Genomic DNA, 22,756 nt, shown 5'->3' on the forward strand with positions numbered 1-22,756 from the left:
CAATGGCCCGCCGCGCGCCTCATCGCATCCTCCTGAACCTGCTGCTCGACAGCTTGCTGGCTTGTCTCGCCCTGCCTGTGGCGATCCTGCTGGCCAATCCGGGCGCCTGGCCGCCAGAGCCGCTATCGCTGCGCTGGTGGCTGCTCGCCCTGCCCGGCGCCGCGCTCGCCCTGCTCGCCGCCGGCCTGCCGGTGCGGCTGCCGCAGCAATACTGGCGCTATGCCGGCCTGTCGGACCTTCTCGGCATCGCCGTCGCCGCCCTGCTGGGCGCCCTGCTCTTCACCGGTGGGCTGCACATGGTGGGCGGATGGGTTCCGCCGAACCCGGCCTTCCCCGCCATCCATGCGCTGACCCTCGGCCTCTTCCTGGGCGCGCCCCGCGTCGCCGGGCGGCTGCATCACGGCAGGCGCGGGCCGGAGGGCGTCGGCACCGCTCAGCCCGTGCTGCTGGTCGGCGCGGGCGACGGCGCCAACCTCTTCATTCGCGGCCTGGCGCAGGAGCGCAGCCCAAGCTACCGCGTGGTCGGCATCCTCTCCATGCGCTCGCGGCAGGCCGGGCGGCGCATCCAGGGCCACCCCATCCTCGGCACGGCGGACGAGATCCCCGCGGTCCTCGACCGGATGCGGGACGAGAACCGCCTGCCCGCCCTCATCGTGCTGACCACGGCGCATGTGCAGGGCCTTGCCCTCGAGCGCCTGCTGGATGCCGCCGACCGCCATGGCGTCCCGGTCCGCCGCGCCCCTTCCATCACCAGCCTCGACCCCGCCGCGCGCCGGCTGGAGGAGAGGCTGGACGACAAGGAGGCGACGCCGCTGCAGCTCCGCCCGGTGCGGATCGAGGATCTGCTCGACCGCCCGCAGGTGCCGCTCGATCGCGAGGGCATGGCCCGCCTGATCCAGGCCCGGCGCGTCCTCGTCACGGGCGCCGGCGGTACCATCGGCGGCGAGCTCGCCCGGCAGGTCGCCGCCCTCGGCCCGGCCCAGCTCACCCTGCTCGACCATGGTGAGTTCGCCCTCTACGAGATCGACCTCGAGCTCCGCGAGCGGCATCCGGACGTGCCCCGCCGCGCCGTCCTCGCCGATATCCGCGACGAGTCCCGCATGCGGCGCCTCATGGAGGAGCTTCGCCCCGAGCTCATCTTCCATGCCGCGGCGTTGAAGCATGTCCCGATGGTCGAGAATGACCCGCTCGAGGGGCTGCAGACCAATGCGCTCGGCACCCGGATCGTGGCGGATGCCGCCCGCGCGGTGGGGTGCAAGGCCATGGTCTTCATCTCGACCGACAAGGCGGTGAACCCGACCAGCGTGATGGGCGCCAGCAAGCGCCTCGCCGAGATGTACTGCCAGGCGCTGGAGCGCGAGGCCCGTGCCACGGGCGGCATGCGTTGCGTCACTGTCCGTTTCGGCAACGTCCTCGGCTCGACCGGCTCGGTCGTCCCGCTCTTCCGCCGCCAGCTGGAACGCGGCGGCCCGCTGACCGTGACCCATCCGGACATGCGCCGCTACTTCATGACGGTGCGCGAGGCGGTGGGCCTTGTCCTCCAGGCCAGCGTCATCGGCGCTGAGGACCGCGAGGACCAGCCGAAGGAACTCGCCGAGGGCGGCATCTTCGTCCTCGACATGGGGAAGCCGGTGAAGATCGTCGATCTCGCCCGCCGCATGATCCGGCTCGCCGGCCTACGGCCGGAGGAGGATGTCGATATCCGCTTCACCGGCCTCCGCCCCGGGGAGAAGCTCTATGAGGAGCTGTTCCACGGCCAGGAGCCGCCGCGCCCCACCGAATTCCGCGGCCTGCTCATGGCGACGCCACGCACCGCCGACCCGGCCCTGGTCGGCCGCGCCATCGACGAGATCGCGGCCAGCAGCCGCGCGGGCAATACGCGCGCGGCACTGGCGCAACTCGGCCGGTTGGTGCCAGAATTCACCCACAATGCCGATGGCGAAGGGGCGCGGGCGGCGCAGTAGGCCGCCGCCTCATCCCGCCGCCAGGATTGCCTCGACAATCTCCTGCACGTCCAGCGCCTCGCGCAGCGTCGCCAGGTGGTGCTCCTCGCCACGTGTCATGGCCGCGACGCCGGCGAGTTGGTCGCGCAGCACCAGCGGCCGCATCCGCTCATTCGGCAGCGCATCCGGTGCCTGGGCCCAGATGCCATCCGCGCCGAGCCGCTCGGCGAAGGACCAGTCGCGCAGCCGGATCGCCCCGTTCAGCGTCCAGCTGTTGTGGTCATCCTTCTCCGTCGTTCCGACACCGCCCGTCAGCCGCACCGGCACCCCGCCCGCGCTGAGCCGCGCCCGGATCGACGTCTCCGCCGCATCGCCCGGCGGATAGTCCACGGCCGCCTCCTCCAGCACCAGCGGCCCCAGCTGTCGCCGGGTGAGGAAGAGGAAATGCGACACCACCTCCCGCGTGAACCCGCCCTCGGCCCGCCGCGCCAGCCAGCCGGCGGCCTCGCTTTGCCAGCCGCGCGGCCAGGTGGCGAAGGCCACCTCGATCTCCAGTGCCTCGGGCCTCATTCCCGCCCGCCATGAGGCCAGTTGCCGCACCGCCGGCGAGGATGCCATGGGGAAATTGACCGCCGCCCGCGCCCCTGCGGCCTCTGCCCGAGCGACGAAGCGGCGCGCTTCCGCCAGGTCGGTCGCCAGCGGCTTCTCAAGGAACACCGCCCGCCCCGAGGCCAGTGCGGCCTCCGCCAGCCGAATATGCGCGGCGGGCGGCGCGGCGATGTAGAGGCAGTCGCAGGCCGCGATCACCGCCTGGGCCGAATCGAGCATCGGCACCTCGCCTGTTACCGCCGCCAGCCGGCCGCGCGCTTCCTGGGAGGGGTCCCAGACCCCGACCGGCGTGACCGACTCCGCCGCATGGCCGAGCGCCGCCCGTAGCAGCCGCTCGCCCATGATGCCGAAGCCGATGATGCCGAGGGCGACGGGAGTAGGCATGGCACTGATCCTCATGAGACTCGCCGGAGTCTGGACCGGACGCGCGCCGCGGGCCACTGGCCCGCCCGGCTCAATCCGCGTCGCCGAGGTCGTTGCGGAGCGTCCGCTCGGGAAGGCCAACCACCAGCAGGAAAGCGACCGTCATCACCACGCCGCTGAGCAGGAAGCAGCCGGTGAGCGCCGTCCGGTAGGCCGTGCTCACCGCCGCCTGCTGCGCCGGGCTCATCCCCGCCATCGCCTCGATTCCGTGCTGCGCCAGATGGCCGAGATCGAGGCCGGTGCTGCCCACGCCCGCCAGCGCCACCGAAAGCCGCGAGGCCATGATCGTCCCCGAGGCGGCGACGCCGACCGCCCCGCCGAGCGACCGGACGAAGGCCATCGCCCCCGTCGCTGCCCCCAGCTCCCGATGCACCACGGCATTCTGCACGGCGGTGGTCAGGTTCGGCATGCCCATGCCCATCCCGAGCCCGAGCGCACCCATCGAGACCAGGAAGGCCGCCGGGCTCGCACCGATCCAGGCGAAGAGGCCCAGGCTCGCCAGCGCCGCCGCCTCCAGCCCGAGCGCCGCCAGAAGAAACGGCTTGTTCCGCCCAAGCCGGGAGACGATCCGCCCGCCGATGACGGAGCTCAGCACCATCCCGACCACCTGCGGCAGCATCATCATGCCGGCCACAGCCGGGCTCATCCCCAGCACCAGCTGGAAATAGAGCGGCAGGAAGACGGTGGAGCCCAGCATGGCGAAGGTCATCATCCCGCCGACCGCGACACCCCGGGCAAAAATGGCATTGCGGAACAGAGCCAGCCGGATCAGCGGCTCCGGCGCCCGCAGCTCCCACCACAGGAAGAGGCCGATCAGCAGCACCGTCCCCAGCACCAGCGCTAGCGTGTCGAGCGAGGCCCAGGCGAATTCCGTCCCGCCCCAGGCCAGCAGCAGCAGCAGCGCGGCCGTCGCCCCGGCCAGCAGCAGGGCGCCGAGGTAATCGACCGGGCGCGCCTGCCCTGGCGGCGGGTTCTTCAGCCCGATGGCGATCATCACCAGCGCCAGCAGCCCGATCGGCAGGTTCACGTAGAAGACCCAGCGCCAGGACAGCGCCGAGGTGATCACCCCGCCCAGCAGCGGGCCGGCGACGCTCGACAGGGCAAAGACCCCGGTGAACAGCCCCTGGTAGCGCGGCCGCTGCCGGGGCGGGACGACATCGCCGATCACCGCCTGGGCGAGCACCATCAGCCCGCCCGCGCCCAACCCCTGTAGTGCCCGGAAGGCGATGAGCTGCCCCATCGATTGCGCCACGCCGCACAGCAGCGAACCAACCAGGAAAAGCGAGATCGCCACGAAGAAGAGCTGCCGCCGCCCGTAAAGGTCGGACAGCTTGCCGTAGAGCGGGGTCGTGGTCGTCGAGGTCAGCATGAAGGCGGTGACGACCCAGGAGAGATGCGCCATCCCGCCCAGCTCACCCACCATGCGCGGCAGGGCCGTGTTGACGATGTTCTGGTCGAGCGCCGCCAGCATCATCGACAGCAGCGCGCCGGACAGCACCGTCCGCAGCCGTACCGCCGGGGCCGACGGGGTCGCATCCGGCGCGGCGGACTCATTGCGGATCACGGTGCTCACAGCGTCTCCTCGGCCGGGATGGGCCCCGGCCTTCAAGCGGGTTCCTTCGACGCGGTTCCGGCGGATGCCACGCGGCACCGTCCTGCCCCATGTGCCGGAGCGGATATGGAACCGGTGTTGCACCGCGATACGCTCGGTGATTTGTCCTGCCCGTCCCTCCGGTCTAATCCCCCAGCATGAGCACAGCCGAACCCCGCCCCATCGCCTTCTTCGACATGAAGGCCCAGCAGGCGCTGATCCGGGCCGAGATCGATGCCGGCATCGCGCGCATCCTCGATCACGGCCGCTTCATCCAGGGCCCCGAGGTCGACCAGATCGAGGCCGGGCTCGCCGCCTTCGCCGGCGCGGCTCATGCGGTCGGTGTCTCCTCCGGCACGGATGCGCTGCAGATCGCCATGATGGCCGAGGGTATCGGCCCTGGTGATGCCGTCTTCCTCCCCGCCTTCACCTACACGGCGACCGCCGAGGTGCCGCTGGTGCTCGGGGCCACGCCGGTCTTCGTCGATGTCGAGGAGGGCAGCTTCAACATCGACCTCGCCGACCTGGAGCGCCGCCTCGCCCTGGTCCAGAAGGAGGGCCGCCTTCGCCCCCGCGCCGTCATCGGCGTCGACCTCTACGGCCTGCCGGCCGATTGGCCGGCGATCGAGGCGCTCTGCGCGAAGCATGGCATGTTCGCCCTCGACGATGCCGCCCAGGCCTTCGGCGGCGCGCTCGGCAACCGGCGCCTCGGTACCCATGCCCATGCCACGGCGCTCAGCTTCTACCCGACCAAGACCCTTGGCTGTTACGGCGATGGCGGCGCCATCCTCACCAATGACGCCGACCGGGCGGAGCTCTACCGCTCGCTTCGCACCCATGGCGAGGGCAAGACCCGCTACGAGGTGCAGCGCACCGGCATGAACGGCCGGCTCGATTCCATCCAGGCCGCCATCCTGCTCGCCAAGCTGCCGCTCCTGGAGGGCGAGCTGAAGTCCCGCGCCCGCGCCGCCGCCTGGTACGAGGCCGCGCTCGGCGGCCGCGTCCGCACGCCGAAGGTGCCGGAGGGCGTCAGCAGCGCCTGGGGCATCTACACCATCCTCCTGCCCGATGCCGCTGCGCGGGGCCGGGTGCAGGAGAGCATGAGGGCCGCCGGCATCCCTTCTGCGATCTACTACCCGAAGCCGCTGCACCACCAGCCGGCCTATGCCGCGGCCCATGCGGGCGGTATCGCCCAGGCGGACAAGTCCGGGCCGCCCCCGCTGCCGGTGAGCGAGCGGCTCTGCCATCAGGTGCTCTCCCTGCCGATGCATCCCTACCTCACCGAGGAGGAGACCCGCCGTGTTGCCGCCGCGGTGATGGCCGGGCTTTGATGGTTGCGCCGGCGGTTCCTGCTTGAACCGTCGGCCCCGGTCGCGCTTCCATGACGGTCCAGCGTCAGGGAGGCTACGGTCGTGCCGGACTCCACCCCCGTTCGGCTCGGCCGCCGCTCGCTCCTGGCCGCGGCCGCCCTTGCCCCGCGCCTCGCCCGGGCAGAAGGCGAACCGGTGGATGTGCTGCTGGTCCTTGCCGTCGATGTCTCCCGCTCGGTCGACGAGGATGAGGCCCGGCTGCAGCGCGAAGGCTACCGCAACGCCGTTTCCGACCCGGTGGTGGTCGAGGCCATTCGCGGCGGCATGATGGGCGCCATCGGCCTTGCCTATGTCGAATGGGCCGGGGGCGAGTACCAGCGCCTGGTCCTGCCCTGGACACGCATCGCCAGCGCCGCCGACGCCCAGGGCTGGGCGGAACGCCTGGCCGAGGCGCCGCGCGCCTCCCTCTCCTGGACATCGATCTCGGGCGCGCTGGACTTCTCGCTGAAGGTCCTGAATGACGCCCCCTTCGAGGCGACGCGGCGGGTCATCGATGTCTCCGGCGATGGGGTCAACAACAGCGGCGGCCCCGTCGAGATGGCGCGGGACCGGGTGGTGGCCGAGGGCATCACCATCAACGGCCTGCCCATCGTCAATGACCGACCGACCTTTGGCCGCATGCCGCCGGTGCCGCTCGACGAGTATTACCGCGAGAACGTGATCGGCGGTCCTGGCGCCTTCGTCGTCGTGGCGGAGGACTTCCAGAGCTTCGGCAATGCGGTGAAGCGGAAGCTCATCCGCGAGATCGCCGCATTGCCTGCCACGCCTGCCGGCTGATCGGAGCGTGATCGTTGAAGGCTGGAAGGGCCTGCGGACGTATCTCGCAGGCTCGTCCACGGATGGCAGCGACGAGGTCCTGCAATGCCCTAGCGTTCGATATCCTCGATCGACAGGCCGAAGGCCGCGACGCCCTCGGCCAGCAGGTCACCCAGCATGTCCATCTGCAACAGATAGGTGCCTGCTCCCATCTGCTCGTTGCGTTCGATGGCGAGGCGGACCGCCTCGTCCCAATCCTCGGGCCCGTAATCACCTCGCCCTGTCCAGGCAAGGGCGATGAGCGCCGCCTGCTCATCCTGATTCAGCCCATCGATGAAGGCGATGAGCGTCTCCTCGGTCATATCGTCCGGATCTTCCTGCAACAGCGCGGCTTCGCTGTCGTCATCCTCCGACAATTGCTCCGGGTCCGATTCCTCGGTCCCCTGGATCGCCCGGGCCTGGTCCACGACCGTGGCCACGGTTTCGAGGCTGATGCCCAGATCAACCTCGTCATCGTCAGTCGGCGGTGCCATCGCGTCCCTGGTCCCCTTGCAGGCCTGCCGTAGCCGTCAATGGCTGCGACGGACCCGATAAGAGCCGGGACCGGCATCGGTTCCCTGGCGAGGGCGACGCCACACCACACCGATACGGGATGGAACAGGCAGGAGATATCGACGTTCGGGAGATATGGCTCGCTTCCTTGAGACGGGCCGGCAATGGGAGCCCCCAACCCATGGATCTGAAACGCCTTCCTTCGCTTCGCACAGCCCTCCCCCTGGCCCTGCTGGCAGCCGGTTGCATCCTCTCCCCGTCGGCGCATGCAGCGCCACCGGAACTCGAGGCCCCGTCGCTGGTATCGCCCAGCCTCGGCTGCGGCGCTTCCCCGGCGGCAAATGTGCTGCTTGGACGGGTTGCGATGCAACGGCACCAGAATCGGGCGCGTCCGCGGCGACCGCACCGCCGGAACCATATTGAAGCGGCCCCGGTCGCAGAGCCGGTGGCGAGCCTCAGCCAGGCTTTCTACACCTGCGCCACGACGCCGCTCTTCGCCATCCCGGTCGGCACCGGCTGGCTGGCGGTCGGGCCGGTCCGCCGCAGCTGAGACGGGCCAGCACCGGGGGTGGACAAGGCGTTCAGGCCAAATCGGGCTATGTTCCCCCACATGACCCGTATCCTGATCGTTAACAGCAACACCACCGACAGCGTCACCGCCCGGATTGCCGCCGCTGCTGGGGCCGTGGCGCCTGCCGGCACCGTGATCGAGGCGGTTTCCGCGCCCTTCGGCCTTCCCCTCATCGTGACCAGGGCCGATTGGCTCGTCGCTGGTCCGGCCACCCTCGCTGCCCTTTCGGCCCGCCGTGGCAGCTACGACGCTGCGGTGATCGCCTGCTTCGGCGATCCCGGCCTGGATGCCGCCAAGGAGCTGCTCGATGTTCCCGTTCTCGGCATTTCGGAGGCAGCCTTCCACGCCGCCGCCATGCTCGGCCGCCGCTTCGCCGTGGTGAGCTTTACCGCCGCGCTCCGCCCGATGTTCGAGGATTGCCTGGACCATCACGGCCTGCGCAGCCGCTGCTGCGGCTTCCGCATGGGCCCGCCCTTCAACGGCGATCCCGGCCGCGTCGCCGAGGAACGGCGCGAATTGCTGATCGGCCTCTGCCAGGAGGCTGTGGAACAGGATGGCGCCGAGGCGGTGATCCTCGCCGGCGGCCCCCTTGCCGGGCTGGCGCCGGTGCTGCAGCCTCATGTCCCGAGGCCGCTGATCGATGGTACCCAGGCCGCGATCCGCCTCGCCGTGGCGTTGGCAGGGCTGGCGCCGCACGGCCAGCGACGGCAGGAGCGGAAGCTCACCGGCTACGACTCCGCCGTCACCAGCCTGTATGCGGGGCGGGCCTGATGGTGCTGCGGTTGGTGGCGGGCTGGGGCAGCGTTGGCGCCTTCCAGCTTTTCGGCGGTGGCTGGCTTGGCGACCTTTCCGATCCCCTCATGGCCGGCCTGCTCTTCGCCTGGCTGCTCGGCGTCATCGTCTGGCTCGCCTTCGGCGTGGTGCATGAGGCGGAGGAGCTGGCCCATATGCTGGGCGAGCCCTATGGCACGCTGATCCTGACGCTCTCCATCGTCATCATCGAGGTCGCGCTGATCGCCGCCGTGATGCTGAGCGCGCAGGAGGCGCCGACCCTTGGGCGGGACACCATGTTCGCCGTGCTGATGATCGTGCTGAATGGCGTGGTCGGGCTCGGCCTGCTGCTCGGCGGACAGCGGCATCATGAGCAGAGCCACAACCTGCGCGGCGCGGCCGCCTATCTCTCGGTCATCATACCGCTGACCATCATCGCGCTGGTGCTGCCGAATTTCACCACCTCCACCGCCGACGGCACCCTCACCGTGCTGCAGGCGGGCTTCTTCTCGCTCTTCACCGTGGCGCTCTACGGCATCTTCATCATGCTGCAGACGGGGCGGCACCGCGGCCATTTCATGGACGCCGAAGAGGTACCGGAGGACATCCCACCACAGCCGAAGGGTGGCGCCGTGCTGCCGCATATCGGGCTGCTGCTGGCGAACATCCTGCCCATCGTCATCCTGGCGAAGAGCCTGGCCAAGGTGCTCGATTACGGCATCGCCGAGCTTGGCGCACCGCCGGCGCTCGGCGGCGTGCTCATCGCCATGGTGGTCTTCACGCCGGAGGGCATCTCGGCGCTGCGCGCGATCGCCGCCAACCAGCTCACCCGCGCGGTCAACCTCTGCCTTGGCGCCGCGACCTCGACGCTCGGGCTGACGGTGCCGGCGGTACTGGTGATCGGGCTGCTGACCGGCCAGCGCGTGGTGCTCGGCCTCGAGCCGGCGAATATGGTGCTGCTGACGACGACGCTGATCCTCGCTGCCCTCACCTTCTCGCGGCCGCGGACGACGACACTCGAGGGCGCCGTGCACCTGACACTCTTCGCCGTCTTCCTCGTGCTGATCTTCAGCCCGTGAGCCGTGCCGGCTCCAGGCTGGCATAGACATCACCGCTATTGGCCTCGGCCGGCAGGGCCTCGACCCAGCCGGCCATCGCCGTGTCGCCAATGGGCGAGGCATGGGCGAAGTGCATGCTCTCGCCGAGGCAGGCATTGAAATGCCGGTAGCCGAGCCTGGCCAGTCGGTGGAGGCAGGCCAGCGCCACCTCCCGCTGGATGGTGGTGAATTCGAAGGAAAGGCCGCGCGGCGCGGCGCTGAGCCCGGCCAGCGCCGCCGCCTCATGGCCCTCGACATCGATCTTGACGAAGTCCGGCCGGCCATGCGCGGCGGCCAGGGCGTCGAGCGTCGTCACCGGCAGGGTGAGCGCCGCGTCCCAGTGCTGGCCCTCCCAGCCTGGCGCACCATCGGCAGCGGCGATGAACTCCTCGCTCGCCGTCGCCACGGTCGGGTTGGCCCGGTTCAGCCGCAGCACCGCCTCGCCCGGCGCCGCCCCGACCAGCGCCGCGACGCGCGCGACCCCCGCATCCCGCCCGAACAGCAGCCGCAACAGGCGGGCGAAGCGCGGCTGCGGCTCCACCGCCACCGCCCGGGCGCCGAGCCGGCGGAAGCTCGCCACCCGGTCGCCGACATGGGCGCCGATATCGAAGCCGAGCTCGCCCGGCCGGAGGAAGCGCCGATGGAAGGCATCCAGCGCCGCCGCACGGCCGGGCGCGTAGTAGATCCGCAGGCTCCGCCCGAGGGGCGAGGTCATCCCTGGGGCGCCAGCGGCGGGTTCTCGTACTTGTCGAGCCTCCAGGCGGCGGGTTCCGCCGCGGCCTCCGCATACCAGCGCTCCATCAGCGGATGGGCGCGGACCATGGCCATGTAGTCCCGTGTCTCTGCTGCCAGTTCCGGCGCCCAGGTGAGGAAGCGGGTGACGACCGGCGCATACATCGCATCGACAAGGCCGAATCCGGCGCCACCCAGGAAGGGTCCGCCCGAGAGGGTCCGCGCCTCGCGCCAGATCGCCTCGATCCGCGCGATGTCGGCCAGCGCCTCCGGCGTGCGGCCGCCACCGGTGAAGTCGCGGCCGAGATTCATCGGCATGGCCTGGCGCAGGCCGCGGAAGCTCGCATGCATCTCGGCGGCGATGGAGCGCGCATGGGCCCGCAGCACCGGGTCGGCCGGCCAGAGGCCCGGCGCATGCTCGGCGCAGTATTCGGCGATGGCGATGCTCTCCCAGACCTTGGCACCCCGATGCTCGAGATAGGGGACTAGCCCCGCTGGCGTCGCCGCCCGGATCGCCTCCGAAGGCGTCTCGCCGAGCGCGATCATCACCTCCTCCACATCGAGGCCGGCGAGGCGGACGGCAAGCCATCCGCGCAGGCTCCAGGAGGAGTAGCGCTTGCTGCCGATGACGAGGCGGCCTTCGGGCATGGTTCGCTCCTTCATGGTCATGCGGGCCAGGGATGTCGCAGACCGGAATGTCTCGTCGAGCCCTGCCTCCGCGGTCAAGAGGCCATGCCGCCCGCCACCCGTGGTCTTTCGTTCCCGCCGCACGGAGCCTAGCATGGGCGGCATCCGCCCGGAGCCTGCGCGATGAATGAGATGAACGTGCCGCGTCCCAACAATCTGGACGCCTATTGGATGCCCTTCTCGGACAACCGGTATTTCAAGTCGAACCCCCGCCTGCTCGCCCGGGCCGAGGGGATGTTCTACCACACCGCCGATGGGCAGGAGATCCTGGACGGCACGGCCGGGCTCTGGTGCTGCAACGCGGGCCATGGCCGGCGCGAGATCAAGGAAGCGATCCAGCAGCAGGCGGCTATCCTCGACTACGCCCCCACCTTCCAGCTCGGCCACCCCATCGCCTTCGAGGCGGCGGCGCGCATCGCCGAGCTGACGCCGGAGGGGATGGACCGCATCTTCTTCACCAATAGCGGCTCGGAGAGCGCCGACACCGCCCTCAAGATCGCCCTCGCCTATCACAGGGCCCGCGGCGAGAGCAGCCGCGTGCGCCTGATCGGGCGCGAGCGCGGCTATCACGGCGTCGGCTTCGGCGGCATGTCGGTGGGCGGCATCGGCGGCAACCGCAAGCAGTTCGGCGCCCTGCTCCCCTATGTCGACCACCTGCCCCACACCCATGGGATCGAGGCCAATCTCTTCGCCCGCGGCCTGCCCGAGCATGGCGCCGAGCGCGCCGATGCGCTGGAGGCCCTCGTTGCCCTGCACGGCGCCGAAACCATCGCAGCCGTCATGGTGGAGCCCGTCGCCGGCTCCACCGGCGTGCTGGTGCCGCCGCGCGGCTATCTCGAGCGGCTGCGCGCCATCTGCGACAAGCACGGCATCCTGCTCATTTTCGACGAGGTCATCACCGGCTTCGGCCGCATCGGCACCAATTTCGGTGCGGAGCGGCTGGGCGTGACGCCCGACATCATGACCATGGCCAAGGGCCTGACCAACGCCGCCGTGCCGATGGGCGCGGTCGCGGTGAAGAACGCCGTCTACGACGCCGTGGTGGACAATGCCCCGGCGGGAATCGAGCTCTTCCACGGCTACACCTATTCCGGCCACCCCCTCGCGGCGGCGGCGGCCATCGCCACCATGGAGCTGCACCGCGCCGAGGACCTGCCGGGCCGGGCCCGCGCCATCGAGCCGCTCTGGCAGGAGGCGACGCATAGCCTGAAGGGTCTGCCGAATGTCGTCGATATCCGCGATTTCGGCCTGATCGCCGGCATCGAGCTGGCACCGCGGCCCGGCAAGCCAGGCCAGCGCGGGACGGAGGTCTTCCGCCGCTGCTTCGACAAGGGGGTGCTGGTGCGGGTGACCGGCGACATCATCGCCCTCTCGCCCCCGCTCATCATCGAGAAGCCGCATGTGGATCGGCTTTACGGCACCCTCGCCGACGCCATCCGGGCGGAAGCTGCCTAGCCGGCATGGCCAGCCCCTCCCCCGCCTTCCCGACGCTCTCGGCCGCGGTCCTGCTCGGCCTCGGGCGTCCGGGGGCGGGTGACCCGCGGGTCCGGCCGCTCACCATCCTCCTGGCCGGCACCGCGGCCTCGGATACAGCCCAGCTCCGCGCCGGGCTGGAGGCTGCCGGGCATCGCTGCCTGCTGGCGGCCAGCTGGCCGGAAGCGACGGAGATGCTCAGCCGCATCCTGGTCGATGTGGTGGTGCAGGAGCTCACCTGCCCCGGCGCCCGCCGCTTCGAGGCGGTGAAGCGCCTGCGCGCTTGGCCGCCGCCGCTCTCGCGCCTCGCCATGGTCGCCATGGCCGGGCAGCAGGAGCGCGGGCTGGAACCGGCTTGCCAGGAGGCCGGCTTCGACGCGCTGGTCTCACGCCCCCTCTCGCCTGAGGCGCTGGAGGCGGCATTGCGGCGCGTGGTCGTCGCCCGCAGCCCGGCCGAGCCGCTCGATGCCCTCCGCCGGGAGGAATTGCTGGCGGAATTCGGCCAGGAAGGCCGCCGCATCCGCGACCGCGCCGCGCTCGACGAGGCGGCTGCCTGCGTCGTCCGGCTGCGCAGCCTGCCGGCCCTGCCGGATGTGCAGGCCGCCGCCGCCCAGGCCGCGCGCGCCTTCGACTCCGTCGGCGCCAAGGCCGCAGCGGCCGCTGCGCGGGCGATCGAGGCCAAGCCCGACCGCCGCCCGGTGCTGCTGCAGCCGCTGATCGCCGCTTCCGTCGCCGCCAAGATGGCGCTGCGCCGGGGCTGAGGACCTGGCCCGTCCTCGGGCTCAGACGTCCTCCATCCAGTCCACATCCCCATCATCGAGGTCGTAGCGGGCGGCAACCACCTTCAGCCGGCCAGCGCGCACGGCCTCCTGCAGGATCACGCTTTGGGTCTTCAGCCGCGCCGCCACCCGCCGCGCATTCGCCCGCACCGCATTCTCGACCAGGCTGCCGCCTTCGCTCCGCACGGCCAGCACGGCCGGGACGATGGGCTGGATCATCTCGCCGATCACGCCAGGGAAGGTTGCATTCCGCTCCACCACCTCCACCGCCGCGGCCACCGCCCCACAGGCCTCATGCCCGAGCACGACGATCAGCGGGCAGCCCAGCACCCCCACCCCGTATTCGACGCTGCCGAGCGCCGCCGTATCGACGGTGTTGCCGGCATTGCGGATGATGAAGAGCTCCCCCAGGCCGCGTCCGAACAGCAATTCCGGCGGCACCCGGCTGTCGGAGCAGCCGACCAGCACGCAGAAGGGTGCCTGGCCACGAGCGAGTTCCACCCGCCGCTCCCGACCCGGGACGTTCCGGAAAGGCGCCTCGGTCACGAAGCGGTCATTGCCCTCCTTGAGGATCCGGAGCGCCTCCTCGGAGGTGAGGCTGGTCCTTGGCACGGGGTCGGCCGCGTGGGCGCCGCGCCATGGCGCCACCGCCGGGGCCGCGAGCAGCCCGGCGACCAGGGCCCGGCGGCCCGGATGGCGTTCTGGTCCCCGATGCGGCATCAGGCTGCCGCAGCAGCCGCATGGTGTGGTTGGCATGGCATTCCCTCCCGTGGCGTTGCGGCCCCATCCGCCCGGCAGGACCGAGACCATGAGACGCAGGAGCAAGCTGGTCGTTCAGCCGCACCGTCCAGCTTCCAGCCCCCTTTGCCCTCCGGCCCCCGCCGCCCCATATTCGCGGCCAAGATCCCCCTCCCCTTTCGCGGAGCCCCCGATGAGCGACGCCACCTCACCCGTTCCCGTCACCGTGCTGACCGGCTATCTCGGCGCCGGCAAGACCACCCTGCTGAACCGCATCCTCAGCGAAAATCACGGCCGTAAATTCGCCGTGGTGATCAACGAGTTCGGCGAGCTCGGCGTGGACAACGACCTCGTCGTCGATACCGACGAGGAAGTCTTCGAGATGAACAACGGCTGCATCTGCTGCACCGTGCGCGGCGACCTGATCCGCATCATAAACGGGCTGATGAAGCGCCGCGGCAGGTTCGACGGCATCATCGTCGAGACGACGGGCCTCGCCGACCCGGCCCCCGTGGCCCAGACCTTCTTCGCCGATGAGGATGTGAAGCGCGCGACGAAGCTCGACGCCATCGTCACCGTGGTGGATGCCAAGAACCTCCCCGCCCGCCTCGCCGACAGCAAGGAGGCGGTGGAACAGATCGCCTTCGCCGACATCATCGTCCTGAACAAGATGGACCTGGTGAGCGAGGAGGAGGCCGCGGAGGTCGAGCGCCGCATCCGCGCCATTAACCGCTATGCCGAGATCCGCCGCAGCACGAAATCCGACGTGCCGATCGATGCCGTGCTCGGCCGCGACGCCTTCAACCTCGCCCGCATCCTGGAGCGCGAGCCGGAATTCCTCTCTGGCGAGAACGAGCACGACCACGATGGCGACGTGATGTCGGTCAGCTTCGAGGTCAGCCGCCCGATCGACCCGGAGCGCTTCAATGCCTGGATCACCCAGCTTCTGGCCCAGAAGGGCCAGGACCTGCTGCGGACCAAGGGCATCCTGCACTACCAGGGCGACGACCGCCGCTTCGCCTTCCAGGCCGTCCACATGATCGCCGATGGCGACTATATCGGGCCCTGGAAGGAGGGCGACCCGCGCCGCTCCAAGATCGTCTTCATCGGCCGTGACCTGAACCGACCGATGCTCCGCCGCGGCTTCGAATCCTGCCAGGTCGAGGACGGCGCCAAGGCCGAGGCCGAGGTGGCGCGCTGGAGCCCGGTATGAGCGACCAAGGGGCAGAGGTGAGCGACGCCGACTTTCTGCTCTCCGCGCGCGGCACCTCGCAGGAGCTCGGCGCCTGGGTCATCGGCTTGGCCTTTGCTAAGGATGGCAGCTGCGGCTTCGGCCTCGGCGACGGAACGGTGCGCCTCGCGCCGCCGGGCGGCGGCGAGTGGCGGGCCGCCGAGGCGCATGACGGCGGCGTGCTCTCCCTCGTAGCCGACGCGAAGGCTGGCTTCCTCACGGGCGGCGATGATGGCCGCCTCGTCCATACCGGCACCGATGGCGCGGTGGCGGAGATCGCCTCGCTCGGTGCGATGAAATGGGTCGAACATGTTGCCGCGCATGAAAGCGGCCTCCGCGCCGCCTCGGTCGGCAAGCAGCTCCACCTGTTCGACGCCAAGGGCGACAAGCTCAAGACGCTGACCCACCCAAGCTCGGTCGGCGGCATCGCCTTCGATGCCAAGGGCAAGCGCGTCGCCGCCAGCCACTACAACGGCGCGAGCCTCTGGTTCGTCGCCGCGAAGGAGGACAAGCCGCGGGTGCTGGAATGGAAGGGCAGCCATGCCGCCATCGCCTTCAGCCCGGACGGCACCCATGTGGTGACGGCCATGCAGGAGAACGCCCTGCATGGCTGGCGCCTCACCGACAGCCAGCACATGCGGATGTCCGGCTACCCGTCGAAGACGCGCTTCCTCGACTTCACCGCGCGCGGCCGCTGGCTGGCGACGAGCGGCGCCGACAGCGTGGTGATCTGGCCCTTCTTCGGCGGCGGCCCGATGGGCAAGGCGCCGACCGAGCTGGCCGGCGGCGACGGCGTGCTGTGCAGCGCCGTCGCCTGCCACCCGCAGCATGAAGTGGTGGCCGCGGGCTTCGCCGATGGCCTCGTGCTCATCGCCGAGATCGCCTCGGGCAAGGTGGTACCGGTGGCGCCGCCGGGCCGCGGCGGTATCTCCGCCCTCGGCTGGAACGCCGCCGGCTCCATGCTCGCCTTCGGCACCGAGGAAGGCTTCGCCGGCCTGGTCGATCTCAGCCGCCGCTGAAATGCGCGGTCGAAGGGGTTGCCTACAGCCCCTTCATCACCGCCCATAGCGCCGATTTGGCCTCGAAGCCGATGCCCGGCACGTCCGGCATGCGGATGCGGCTGTCCTGCACCGGCGTGCTGTCGGCGAAGCCGCCGAAGGGCGCGAAGACCTCCGGATAGCTCTCGTTGCCGCCGAGGCCGAGGCCGGTCGCGATGTTCAAGGCGAATTGGTGCCCGCCATGCGGCACGCAGCGCCGCGGCGACCAGCCGTGCTCCTGCAGCATCGCCAGCGTCCGCAGGTATTCGACCAGGCCGTAGGACAGCACCGGGTCGAATTGCAGGATGTCGCGGTCCGGCCTCAGCCCGCCATGGCGGATCAGGTTGCGTGCATCGACCATGGAGAAGAGGTTCTCGCCGGTGGCGATCGGGCCGCGGTAATGCTCGGCCAGCGTCGCATGCGTGGCGTAGTCGAGCGGGTCCAGCGGCTCCTCGTACCAGCGCAGCTTATAAGGCTCGAGCGCCGCGCCATAGGCGAGCGCCGCATGCAGGCCGAAGCGCCCGTTCACATCGACGCAGAGGCGCGAGCCGTCACCGCCGAGCAGCTTCAGCACCGCCTCGATGCGGCCGACATCCTCCTTCAACGCATCGCGCAGCGGGGTTCCCGGCGCGCCGCCGATCTTCATCTTCACCACGCTGTAGCCGAGATCGAGATAGCGCTGCATCTCCTCGACCAGCGCCGCCTCGCCCTTGCCCGGGTAGTAGTAGCCGCCGGCCGCGTAGATCCAGGCGCTCTCATCCGCCTCGCCACCGCGATAGCGGTCGGCCAGCAGCCGCCACAGCGGCTTCTCCGCCAGCTTCGCCGCCGCGTCCCACAGCGCCATGTCGAGCGTGCCGACCGCGACACTGCGCTCGCCATGCCCGCCCGGCTTCTCGTTCCGCATCATCGCCGCCCAGCCCCCAGCCGGCTCGAAGCCGCCATCGGCATGGACGAGCGCCGCCTCCGGCGCCTCCAGTAGGCGGGGGATGAAGCGCTCGCGCAGCAGCCCCTGCTGGGCGTAGCGGCCATTGCTGTTGAAGCCGTAGCCGGTGGCGCTGCGTCCGGCGCCATCCTCCACGGTGACCGCGACGACCGAGGCCGTCATCTTCGAGAAGTCGATATAGGCGTTGGCGATGGCGCTGCTGATCGGCGCCACCGCATCGCGGACGGAAGTGATACGCATCAGCCAGGGGTCTTTCCATAGGGGCAAGGGCATGCTGCCCGTGCCGCGGAGGATAGCGTCCCGGCCGGGCGATTACACCGCCCCCGCCTCCCGCAACCTCGCCAGCTCCGCCTCGCCGATGCCGAATTCCGCCAGCACCTCGGCGGTATGCTCCCCCCGTTCCGGCGTCGGCCGGCGCGGCGGCTCCACCCCGTCGAGATTCATCGGCGCCCGCACCAGCTTCACCTCGCCGAGCACCGGGTGCGGCACCGCCCATTCGAGGCCAAGATGCTGCACCTGCTGGTCGGCGAAGACCTGGTCCATGGAATAGACCGGGCCGCTCGGCACGCCCGCCCTGTTCAGCCGCTCGATCCAGTTCGCGCTGGTATCCTCGAGCAGCGCCTTCTGCAGCAGGGCGTTGGTCTTGGCCCGGTTCGCGGCACGCGACTTGTCGGTGGCGAAATCCGGGTCGGCCGCCGCTTCCTCGACGAGGCCCAGCGTCTCGACGATGCGCCGCCACATCTCCTGCCCGCCGCCCGCCAGGTTGATCATGCCGTCCTTGGTGTGGAACAGCCCGGTTGGCACCGTGGTCGGGTGGTCGTTGCCGGCCTGCTTCGGCACCTCATGCTTCATCGTCCAGCGCGTCGCCTGGAAATCCATCATGGCGACCATGGCTTCCAATAAACTGGTATGCACCCAGCGGCCCCGGCCCGTCTGCTCCCGCTCCAGCAGCGCCACCATGATGCCGAGCGCGGTGTAGAGCCCGGCCGTCAGGTCGGCGACGGGGATGCCGACGCGCACCGGCCCCTGGCCCGGCAGGCCGGTCACGCTCATCAGCCCGCCCATCCCCTGGGCGATCTGGTCGAAGCCCGGGCGCCGCGCATAGGGCCCGGTCTGCCCGAACCCGCTGATGGAGCCGAGCACGATGCGTGGGTTGACCGCCGAAAGCGCCGCGTAGTCGATGCCGAGGCGGGTCTTCACGTCCGGCCGGTAATTCTCGACCACCACATCGGCCTTCTCGACCAGCCGCTTGAACAGCGCCAGGCCATCCGGGCTCTTCAGGTTGATGGTGATGCCGCGCTTGTTGCGATGCACATGCTGGAAATCCGGCCCATGCCGCTCGCCACCCATTCCCTTGCCGGTATCGATCTCGTCCGGCGCCTCGATCTTGATGACATTGGCCCCCCAATCCGCCAGCTGGCGCACGCAGGTCGGGCCGGAGCGGACGCGGGTGAGGTCGAGGACGGTAAAGCGGGACAATGGCAGGTCGGATGGTGGCAGCATGAGTTGGAGGCTCCTCCAGAGAGGGTTAGCCTTGCTGCGAACCCGCCCGGGAGGCAAGTCCATGGATGAGCTGCTCTACGAGATCCGCGACGGCATCGGCTTCGTCACGCTGAACCGGCCCCAGGCCCGCAACGCGCTGACCTTCCCGATGTATGAGCGCCTGCGCGAGATCGCCGCCGGCGCCGCCGACGACGCCGCGCTCAAGGTCCTCGTCATCACCGGCGCCGGCGAGAAGGCCTTCGCCGCCGGCACCGATATCAGCCAGTTCCGCGAATTCCGCACGCCGGAGGACGCGCTGGCCTATGAGGAGCGGATCGACCGCGTGCTGGTCGCGCTCGAGGAATGCCCGAAGCCGACCATCGCCGCCATCGCCGGCGCGGCGACCGGAGGCGGCGCCGCCATCGCCGCGGTCTGCGACCTCCGCATCGCGGCCGCCAATGCCCGCTTCGGCTTTCCCATCGCCAAGACCCTCGGCAATTGCCTGTCCATGGCGAATTACGGCCGGCTCGCCGCATTGATCGGCCCGGCCCGCGTGCTCGACCTCGTCTACACTGCCCGCCTCGTCGAGGCGGAGGAGGCGCGGGCGATGGGCCTCGTCTCCGAGATCCTGCCCGACCATGCGGCGCTGCAAGCCCGGGCGGAGGCGCTGGCCCGCACCATCGCCGGCCATGCGCCGCTGACCCTCCGCGCGACGAAGGAGGCGATGCGGCGCCTCCGTCTTGCGGCGCGACAGGTGAACGGGGACGACCTGGTGACCATGTGCTTCACCAGCCGCGACTTCCAGGAAGGGGTCGAAAGCTTCCTTGCGCGGCGGCCGGCAAGCTGGACGGGGCGCTAGTTCTGCCGCGCTTCAAGTGTATCGTCTATGTGACATGAACCGGAGCGCTCTGGTTGCGCTGTTTCCTCAACAACAAAGTCATGAGGAGAGAGCGCATGCGACGCATCGCCATGTTCACGGCAGCCCTGGCCGGCCTCGCCACCGTCAGCCTCGTCGAGGCACAGGCCCAGACCCGGACCCAGACCACCAACCCCAATGCCACCCCCAACGCGCCGGGCACGCTTCCCCTGCCGGGTGGAGGTGTCGCCACCGGCCCCGGCGCCCCCGGCAATGCCTCGCCGGGCGTCATGCCGTCCGGTCGTGGCGCCCCGCCTCCGGGCATGGCAAACCCGCCCGGCCTCGGCGCCGGCACCGGCGGCAGCCCACTGACCCCGGGCGGCGCGATCCGTCCGGGCTCGGGCCCCGGTGGTGGTGGCACCAGCAACAACCCGCAAAGCGGTGGCGGTGGCTGATCGTCCAGCGCCAGGCAAGCTGATCGAGGGCCGGTCCCCATGGGGCCGGCCCTTTGTCATGCCCGGCAGCTTTTCTCCCGGCTGATTCTTGTCATCGTCCTAGGCTAGGCAAGGATGGCGCGGCTCGCCGCGCCAAGCACGGAGGAACCGCTATGCCGACCCGCCGCAGCCTATTGGCCACGCCCCTCGCCCTGCCCGCGCTTCGCACGCGCCCAGCCTGCGCCCAACCGGGTTGGGAGCCGAGCCGCCCCATCACCATGCTGGTCGGCTTCGCGCCGGGCGGCGGCACCGACATCATCGCCCGCCTGCTGGCACCGGCGCTCCAGGCAGCGCTCGGCCAAGGCATTGCGGTCGAGAACCGGCCCGGCGCCAGCGGCACCATTGCGGCCCTGGCCGGCAGCCGCGCGGCGCCCGATGGTCATGTGGTCTATATGAGCACCGTCAGCGCCTCCGCCGTCGTGCCGCCGCAGATGACCCCACCCCCCTTCGACATCCACCGCGACCAGGCCGCGATCGGCTTGGCCGCTACGGTGCCGCTGGTTGCGGTGGTGCCCACCACCTCCCCGGCGCGGGACCTCGGCGGCCTGATCGCGCGGGCCCGGGAGAATCCGGGCGGGCTGAACTACTCCTCCTCCGGCGTGGCGACGCAGCAGCACCTGGCTGCCGAGTTGTTGTCGATGGCGGCCGGCATCCGCATGACGCATGTGCCCTTCCGTGGCACCGGCCAGGCGGTGAACGAGATCCTGGCCGGCCGTATCGACCTCGCCATCGACACCTTCCCCACCTACCTGCCGCATATCCGCGCCGAGCGTGTCCGCGCCCTGGCCACCACCATGCCCGAGCGCATCGACTGGCTGCCCGACCTGCCAACCGTCGCCGAGAGCGGCTTCCCCGGCTTCGACGCCAATGTCTGGTACATGCTGATGGGCCCGGCCGGCCTGCCGGCACCGGTTCGCATGCGGTGGAACGCGGCGCTGAACACCGCCCTGGCCGACCCGGTGCTGCGCCCGCGAATCCGGGATGCGGGCTTCATTCCCGGCGGCGGCAGCAGCGAGGATGCCGCCGCCCTGCTGGCCCGCGATGCCGAGCGCTACGGTACCCTGATCCGGCAGGCCGGCATCCGCATCGAGTAGCCCACCTCGCCACCCTGGCTTACGCGGTGCAGCATGGGCGCATCCGCCCGGAGATGCCTCCATGTTGCGCCGCGCCCTGCTGCTCTCGCCACTGCTCGCCGCCCCTGACATCACCCCTGCCATCGCCCAGGACTTTCCCACCCGGCCGATCCGCCTTGTCGTCCCCTTCGCCGCCGGCGGCATCATCGATGTGGTCGCGCGCATCCTGGCGGAGCCGATGGGCCGGCACCTTGGCCAGACGGTGGTGGTGGAAAACCTCCCCGGCGCCGGCTCCTCCATCGGCGCGCGAGCCGTGGCGCGGGCGGCGCCGGACGGCCATACCTTGCTCCTGTCGGGCGCCGCGCATGCCGTCCTGGCGCCGCTCTACCCCGATCTCGGCTTCGACCCCCTGGCGGATTTCGCCCCCGTCGCGCTGCTCGGCGACCAGCCCTTCGTGGTGGCGGTGCATCCCACCGTACCGGCCATGGATGTGCCTGGGCTGCTCGCCTGGCTGCGGGCCCGTGGCGATGCGGTGAATTTCGCCACCACCGGCATCGGCGCGGCCTCGCATCTCGCGGGCGAATTGCTGAAGTCGCGGGCGGGGGTGGCGTTCACCGTGGTGACCTATCGCGGCACCCCCCAGGCGGTGACGGACCTCGTCGCCGGCCGCGCCGAGATGATGATCGACAGCCAGACGCTGCTGGCGCCGCTCGACCGCGAGGGCAGGATCCGGGCCCTGGCGGTGACCACCGCTCGCCGCTCCCGCCTGCTGCCGGGGCTGCCGACTCTCGCCGAATCCGGCGTGGTGGGATATGCCGCCTCCTCCTGGCAATCGCTGCAGGCACCCGCCGGCACGCCCCGCCCGGTGCTTGAGCGCCTCGCCGCCGCCATTGCCGGGGTGCTGGCCGAGCCCGCCGTCCAGGCCCGCTATGCCGAGGCGGGGATCGAGCCATTGGCCGGTGGCCCGGAGGAGGCCCGCCGCTTCATCGCCGCCGAGGCGGCGAAATGGGCACCGATCCTTCGGGCGACCGGGGCGCGGGCGGGATAGGACAGGTCAGGATGTCCGCCGGCCCGGCTTCAGCTGCTTGGCCGGCACCGCATCCGGCGCCTCCTCCGGCCCGGCCATCTTCCGCACCACCAGCAGCACCGCCGCCTTGGCGCTGAACTCCAGCCGGCGATAGGCGCGCAGCAGCCCCTCCTCATCGCCCGCGAGCAGGCCGAGCGAGCCCTGCTCCTCCTCCAGCCATTCGGCGGGCGGCGGCACATCCGGATCAAGCCCGACGAGGTAGGAGACGGAGGTGGAGAGCGCCTCGGCGAGCCGCCGCAGCCGGTCGCCCCGCGGCACCGGCACCCGCCCTTCGCGCAGCCGGTCGAGAAAATCGGGGGCGAGCCCGGCAGCGCGGCTGGCCTCCTCCGGCGTCAGGCCGAGGCGTTCGAGCCTGCCCTCGATCAGCTCGACCATCGGCGGCGCGGCATCATCCTCCATGCCGCAGGGACGCATCGGCGAGGCCGCGGTTGCACCGCCTCCTTGCTTTTCCGCACCGGCCG

Annotated in this window: 22 protein-coding genes; 13 read left to right on the forward strand and 9 right to left on the reverse strand. The window is 70.7% G+C overall.

Annotation, left to right across the window (positions count from 1 at the left end):
• The first annotated feature begins 2 nt into the window (after positions 1 to 2).
• Positions 3 to 1,964 (forward strand): polysaccharide biosynthesis protein, encoded by a 1,962-nt coding sequence (locus BLR02_RS18310; RefSeq protein WP_090664191.1) that lies wholly within the window; start codon positions 3 to 5, stop codon positions 1,962 to 1,964.
• Positions 1,965 to 1,973: 9 nt separating this feature from the next.
• Here BLR02_RS18310 and BLR02_RS18315 read toward each other — a convergent pair whose 3' ends face one another.
• Positions 1,974 to 2,936, reverse strand: a complete 963-nt coding sequence (locus BLR02_RS18315) for a Gfo/Idh/MocA family protein (protein WP_090566376.1) — start codon at positions 2,934 to 2,936, stop codon at positions 1,974 to 1,976.
• A gap of 70 nt (positions 2,937 to 3,006) precedes the next feature.
• Positions 3,007 to 4,536, reverse strand: coding sequence for an MDR family MFS transporter (locus BLR02_RS18320; RefSeq protein WP_090566598.1), 1,530 nt, complete (start codon positions 4,534 to 4,536; stop codon positions 3,007 to 3,009).
• A 188-nt stretch (positions 4,537 to 4,724) separates the two neighbouring features.
• On the opposite strand from BLR02_RS18320, the gene BLR02_RS18325 reads away from it, so the two are divergent.
• A complete protein-coding gene (locus tag BLR02_RS18325; protein WP_090664192.1) occupies positions 4,725 to 5,897 on the forward strand; it encodes a DegT/DnrJ/EryC1/StrS family aminotransferase in 1,173 nt (390 codons plus the stop codon).
• Between the two features lie 81 nt (positions 5,898 to 5,978).
• Entirely contained in the window at positions 5,979 to 6,713 is a 735-nt protein-coding gene (locus BLR02_RS18330) for a DUF1194 domain-containing protein (RefSeq protein ID WP_090566370.1), read from the forward strand.
• Between the two features lie 89 nt (positions 6,714 to 6,802).
• Here the strand turns inward: BLR02_RS18330 and BLR02_RS18335 are convergent, their stop codons facing one another.
• Positions 6,803 to 7,225 (reverse strand): DUF3775 domain-containing protein, encoded by a 423-nt coding sequence (locus tag BLR02_RS18335; protein WP_090566367.1) that lies wholly within the window; start codon positions 7,223 to 7,225, stop codon positions 6,803 to 6,805.
• A gap of 629 nt (positions 7,226 to 7,854) precedes the next feature.
• On the opposite strand from BLR02_RS18335, the gene BLR02_RS18345 reads away from it, so the two are divergent.
• Positions 7,855 to 8,586 (forward strand): aspartate/glutamate racemase family protein, encoded by a 732-nt coding sequence (locus BLR02_RS18345; RefSeq protein ID WP_176849662.1) that lies wholly within the window; start codon positions 7,855 to 7,857, stop codon positions 8,584 to 8,586.
• Positions 8,586 to 9,665 (forward strand): calcium:proton antiporter, encoded by a 1,080-nt coding sequence (locus BLR02_RS18350; protein WP_090664194.1) that lies wholly within the window; start codon positions 8,586 to 8,588, stop codon positions 9,663 to 9,665. Before BLR02_RS18345 ends, BLR02_RS18350 begins: the two co-directional genes overlap by 1 nt.
• Here the strand turns inward: BLR02_RS18350 and BLR02_RS18355 are convergent.
• Positions 9,655 to 10,398 carry an FkbM family methyltransferase gene (locus BLR02_RS18355; RefSeq protein WP_090664195.1) on the reverse strand — a complete coding sequence of 248 codons (744 nt, stop codon included), beginning with the start codon at positions 10,396 to 10,398 and terminating at the stop codon, positions 9,655 to 9,657. The two genes, BLR02_RS18350 and BLR02_RS18355, sit on opposite strands and share 11 nt — an antisense overlap.
• Entirely contained in the window at positions 10,395 to 11,063 is a 669-nt protein-coding gene (locus BLR02_RS18360; RefSeq protein WP_090664241.1) for a glutathione S-transferase, read from the reverse strand. The genes BLR02_RS18355 and BLR02_RS18360 overlap by 4 nt, the downstream gene beginning before the upstream one ends.
• 171 nt (positions 11,064 to 11,234) lie before the next feature.
• Between BLR02_RS18360 and BLR02_RS18365 the strand changes: the two genes are divergently transcribed.
• Positions 11,235 to 12,557, forward strand: coding sequence for an aspartate aminotransferase family protein (locus tag BLR02_RS18365; protein ID WP_090664242.1), 1,323 nt, complete (start codon positions 11,235 to 11,237; stop codon positions 12,555 to 12,557).
• Positions 12,558 to 12,562: 5 nt separating this feature from the next.
• Positions 12,563 to 13,336, forward strand: coding sequence for a PleD family two-component system response regulator (locus BLR02_RS18370; RefSeq protein WP_090664196.1), 774 nt, complete (start codon positions 12,563 to 12,565; stop codon positions 13,334 to 13,336).
• A 21-nt stretch (positions 13,337 to 13,357) separates the two neighbouring features.
• Here BLR02_RS18370 and BLR02_RS18375 read toward each other — a convergent pair whose 3' ends face one another.
• The gene (locus BLR02_RS18375; RefSeq protein WP_245704845.1) at positions 13,358 to 14,110 is read right to left on the reverse strand and encodes a carbonic anhydrase; all 753 of its coding nucleotides are present in this window, start codon (positions 14,108 to 14,110) and stop codon (positions 13,358 to 13,360) included.
• A 175-nt stretch (positions 14,111 to 14,285) separates the two neighbouring features.
• On the opposite strand from BLR02_RS18375, the gene BLR02_RS18380 reads away from it, so the two are divergent.
• Both BLR02_RS18380 and BLR02_RS18385 read left to right on the forward strand, forming a co-directional pair.
• Positions 14,286 to 15,305, forward strand: coding sequence for a CobW family GTP-binding protein (locus BLR02_RS18380; RefSeq protein WP_090566351.1), 1,020 nt, complete (start codon positions 14,286 to 14,288; stop codon positions 15,303 to 15,305).
• Entirely contained in the window at positions 15,302 to 16,342 is a 1,041-nt protein-coding gene (locus tag BLR02_RS18385; protein WP_090566345.1) for a WD40 repeat domain-containing protein, read from the forward strand. Before BLR02_RS18380 ends, BLR02_RS18385 begins: the two co-directional genes overlap by 4 nt.
• 22 nt (positions 16,343 to 16,364) lie before the next feature.
• Here BLR02_RS18385 and BLR02_RS18390 read toward each other — a convergent pair whose 3' ends face one another.
• Both BLR02_RS18390 and BLR02_RS18395 read right to left on the reverse strand, forming a co-directional pair.
• Positions 16,365 to 17,543, reverse strand: coding sequence for a mandelate racemase/muconate lactonizing enzyme family protein (locus BLR02_RS18390; RefSeq protein WP_090566343.1), 1,179 nt, complete (start codon positions 17,541 to 17,543; stop codon positions 16,365 to 16,367).
• Positions 17,544 to 17,615: 72 nt separating this feature from the next.
• The gene (locus tag BLR02_RS18395; protein ID WP_090664197.1) at positions 17,616 to 18,806 is read right to left on the reverse strand and encodes a CaiB/BaiF CoA transferase family protein; all 1,191 of its coding nucleotides are present in this window, start codon (positions 18,804 to 18,806) and stop codon (positions 17,616 to 17,618) included.
• Between the two features lie 61 nt (positions 18,807 to 18,867).
• Between BLR02_RS18395 and BLR02_RS18400 the strand changes: the two genes are divergently transcribed.
• The 4 genes from BLR02_RS18400 (at position 18,868) to BLR02_RS18415 (ending at position 22,256) form a co-directional block, all read left to right on the forward strand.
• Positions 18,868 to 19,644 carry an enoyl-CoA hydratase gene (locus tag BLR02_RS18400; protein ID WP_090664198.1) on the forward strand — a complete coding sequence of 259 codons (777 nt, stop codon included), beginning with the start codon at positions 18,868 to 18,870 and terminating at the stop codon, positions 19,642 to 19,644.
• 95 nt (positions 19,645 to 19,739) lie between these two features.
• Positions 19,740 to 20,096 (forward strand): hypothetical protein, encoded by a 357-nt coding sequence (locus BLR02_RS29595; RefSeq protein ID WP_090664199.1) that lies wholly within the window; start codon positions 19,740 to 19,742, stop codon positions 20,094 to 20,096.
• A 152-nt stretch (positions 20,097 to 20,248) separates the two neighbouring features.
• Positions 20,249 to 21,229: a Bug family tripartite tricarboxylate transporter substrate binding protein gene (locus BLR02_RS18410; RefSeq protein ID WP_090566331.1), complete on the forward strand. Its 981-nt coding sequence runs from the start codon at positions 20,249 to 20,251 to the stop codon at positions 21,227 to 21,229.
• Between the two features lie 61 nt (positions 21,230 to 21,290).
• A complete protein-coding gene (locus BLR02_RS18415; protein ID WP_090664200.1) occupies positions 21,291 to 22,256 on the forward strand; it encodes a tripartite tricarboxylate transporter substrate binding protein in 966 nt (321 codons plus the stop codon).
• A gap of 6 nt (positions 22,257 to 22,262) precedes the next feature.
• On the opposite strand, the gene BLR02_RS18420 is transcribed toward BLR02_RS18415, so the two are convergent.
• Positions 22,263 to 22,694, reverse strand: coding sequence for a helix-turn-helix domain-containing protein (locus BLR02_RS18420; protein ID WP_090664243.1), 432 nt, complete (start codon positions 22,692 to 22,694; stop codon positions 22,263 to 22,265).
• Positions 22,695 to 22,756: the final 62 nt, after the last annotated feature.

It is taken from the genome of Belnapia rosea, from assembly GCF_900101615.1.
Classification (GTDB): Bacteria; Pseudomonadota; Alphaproteobacteria; order Acetobacterales; family Acetobacteraceae; genus Belnapia; species Belnapia rosea.

What these genes read in the sequence shown, in the direction of transcription:
- BLR02_RS18310 (WP_090664191.1), top strand. Translation starts at nt 3, where the DNA reads ATGGCCCGCCGCGCGCCTCATCGCATCCTCCTGAACCTGCTGCTCGAC.
- BLR02_RS18315 (WP_090566376.1), bottom strand. Translation starts at nt 2,936, where the DNA reads ATGCCTACTCCCGTCGCCCTCGGCATCATCGGCTTCGGCATCATGGGC.
- BLR02_RS18325 (WP_090664192.1), top strand. Translation starts at nt 4,725, where the DNA reads ATGAGCACAGCCGAACCCCGCCCCATCGCCTTCTTCGACATGAAGGCC.
- BLR02_RS18335 (WP_090566367.1), bottom strand. Translation starts at nt 7,225, where the DNA reads ATGGCACCGCCGACTGACGATGACGAGGTTGATCTGGGCATCAGCCTC.
- BLR02_RS18345 (WP_176849662.1), top strand. Translation starts at nt 7,855, where the DNA reads ATGACCCGTATCCTGATCGTTAACAGCAACACCACCGACAGCGTCACC.
- BLR02_RS18350 (WP_090664194.1), top strand. Translation starts at nt 8,586, where the DNA reads ATGGTGCTGCGGTTGGTGGCGGGCTGGGGCAGCGTTGGCGCCTTCCAG.
- BLR02_RS18355 (WP_090664195.1), bottom strand. Translation starts at nt 10,398, where the DNA reads ATGACCTCGCCCCTCGGGCGGAGCCTGCGGATCTACTACGCGCCCGGC.
- BLR02_RS18360 (WP_090664241.1), bottom strand. Translation starts at nt 11,063, where the DNA reads ATGCCCGAAGGCCGCCTCGTCATCGGCAGCAAGCGCTACTCCTCCTGG.
- BLR02_RS18365 (WP_090664242.1), top strand. Translation starts at nt 11,235, where the DNA reads ATGAACGTGCCGCGTCCCAACAATCTGGACGCCTATTGGATGCCCTTC.
- BLR02_RS18370 (WP_090664196.1), top strand. Translation starts at nt 12,563, where the DNA reads ATGGCCAGCCCCTCCCCCGCCTTCCCGACGCTCTCGGCCGCGGTCCTG.
- BLR02_RS18375 (WP_245704845.1), bottom strand. Translation starts at nt 14,110, where the DNA reads ATGCCAACCACACCATGCGGCTGCTGCGGCAGCCTGATGCCGCATCGG.
- BLR02_RS18380 (WP_090566351.1), top strand. Translation starts at nt 14,286, where the DNA reads ATGAGCGACGCCACCTCACCCGTTCCCGTCACCGTGCTGACCGGCTAT.
- BLR02_RS18385 (WP_090566345.1), top strand. Translation starts at nt 15,302, where the DNA reads ATGAGCGACCAAGGGGCAGAGGTGAGCGACGCCGACTTTCTGCTCTCC.
- BLR02_RS18390 (WP_090566343.1), bottom strand. Translation starts at nt 17,543, where the DNA reads ATGCGTATCACTTCCGTCCGCGATGCGGTGGCGCCGATCAGCAGCGCC.
- BLR02_RS18395 (WP_090664197.1), bottom strand. Translation starts at nt 18,806, where the DNA reads ATGCTGCCACCATCCGACCTGCCATTGTCCCGCTTTACCGTCCTCGAC.
- BLR02_RS18400 (WP_090664198.1), top strand. Translation starts at nt 18,868, where the DNA reads ATGGATGAGCTGCTCTACGAGATCCGCGACGGCATCGGCTTCGTCACG.
- BLR02_RS29595 (WP_090664199.1), top strand. Translation starts at nt 19,740, where the DNA reads ATGCGACGCATCGCCATGTTCACGGCAGCCCTGGCCGGCCTCGCCACC.
- BLR02_RS18410 (WP_090566331.1), top strand. Translation starts at nt 20,249, where the DNA reads ATGCCGACCCGCCGCAGCCTATTGGCCACGCCCCTCGCCCTGCCCGCG.
- BLR02_RS18415 (WP_090664200.1), top strand. Translation starts at nt 21,291, where the DNA reads ATGTTGCGCCGCGCCCTGCTGCTCTCGCCACTGCTCGCCGCCCCTGAC.
- BLR02_RS18420 (WP_090664243.1), bottom strand. Translation starts at nt 22,694, where the DNA reads ATGGAGGATGATGCCGCGCCGCCGATGGTCGAGCTGATCGAGGGCAGG.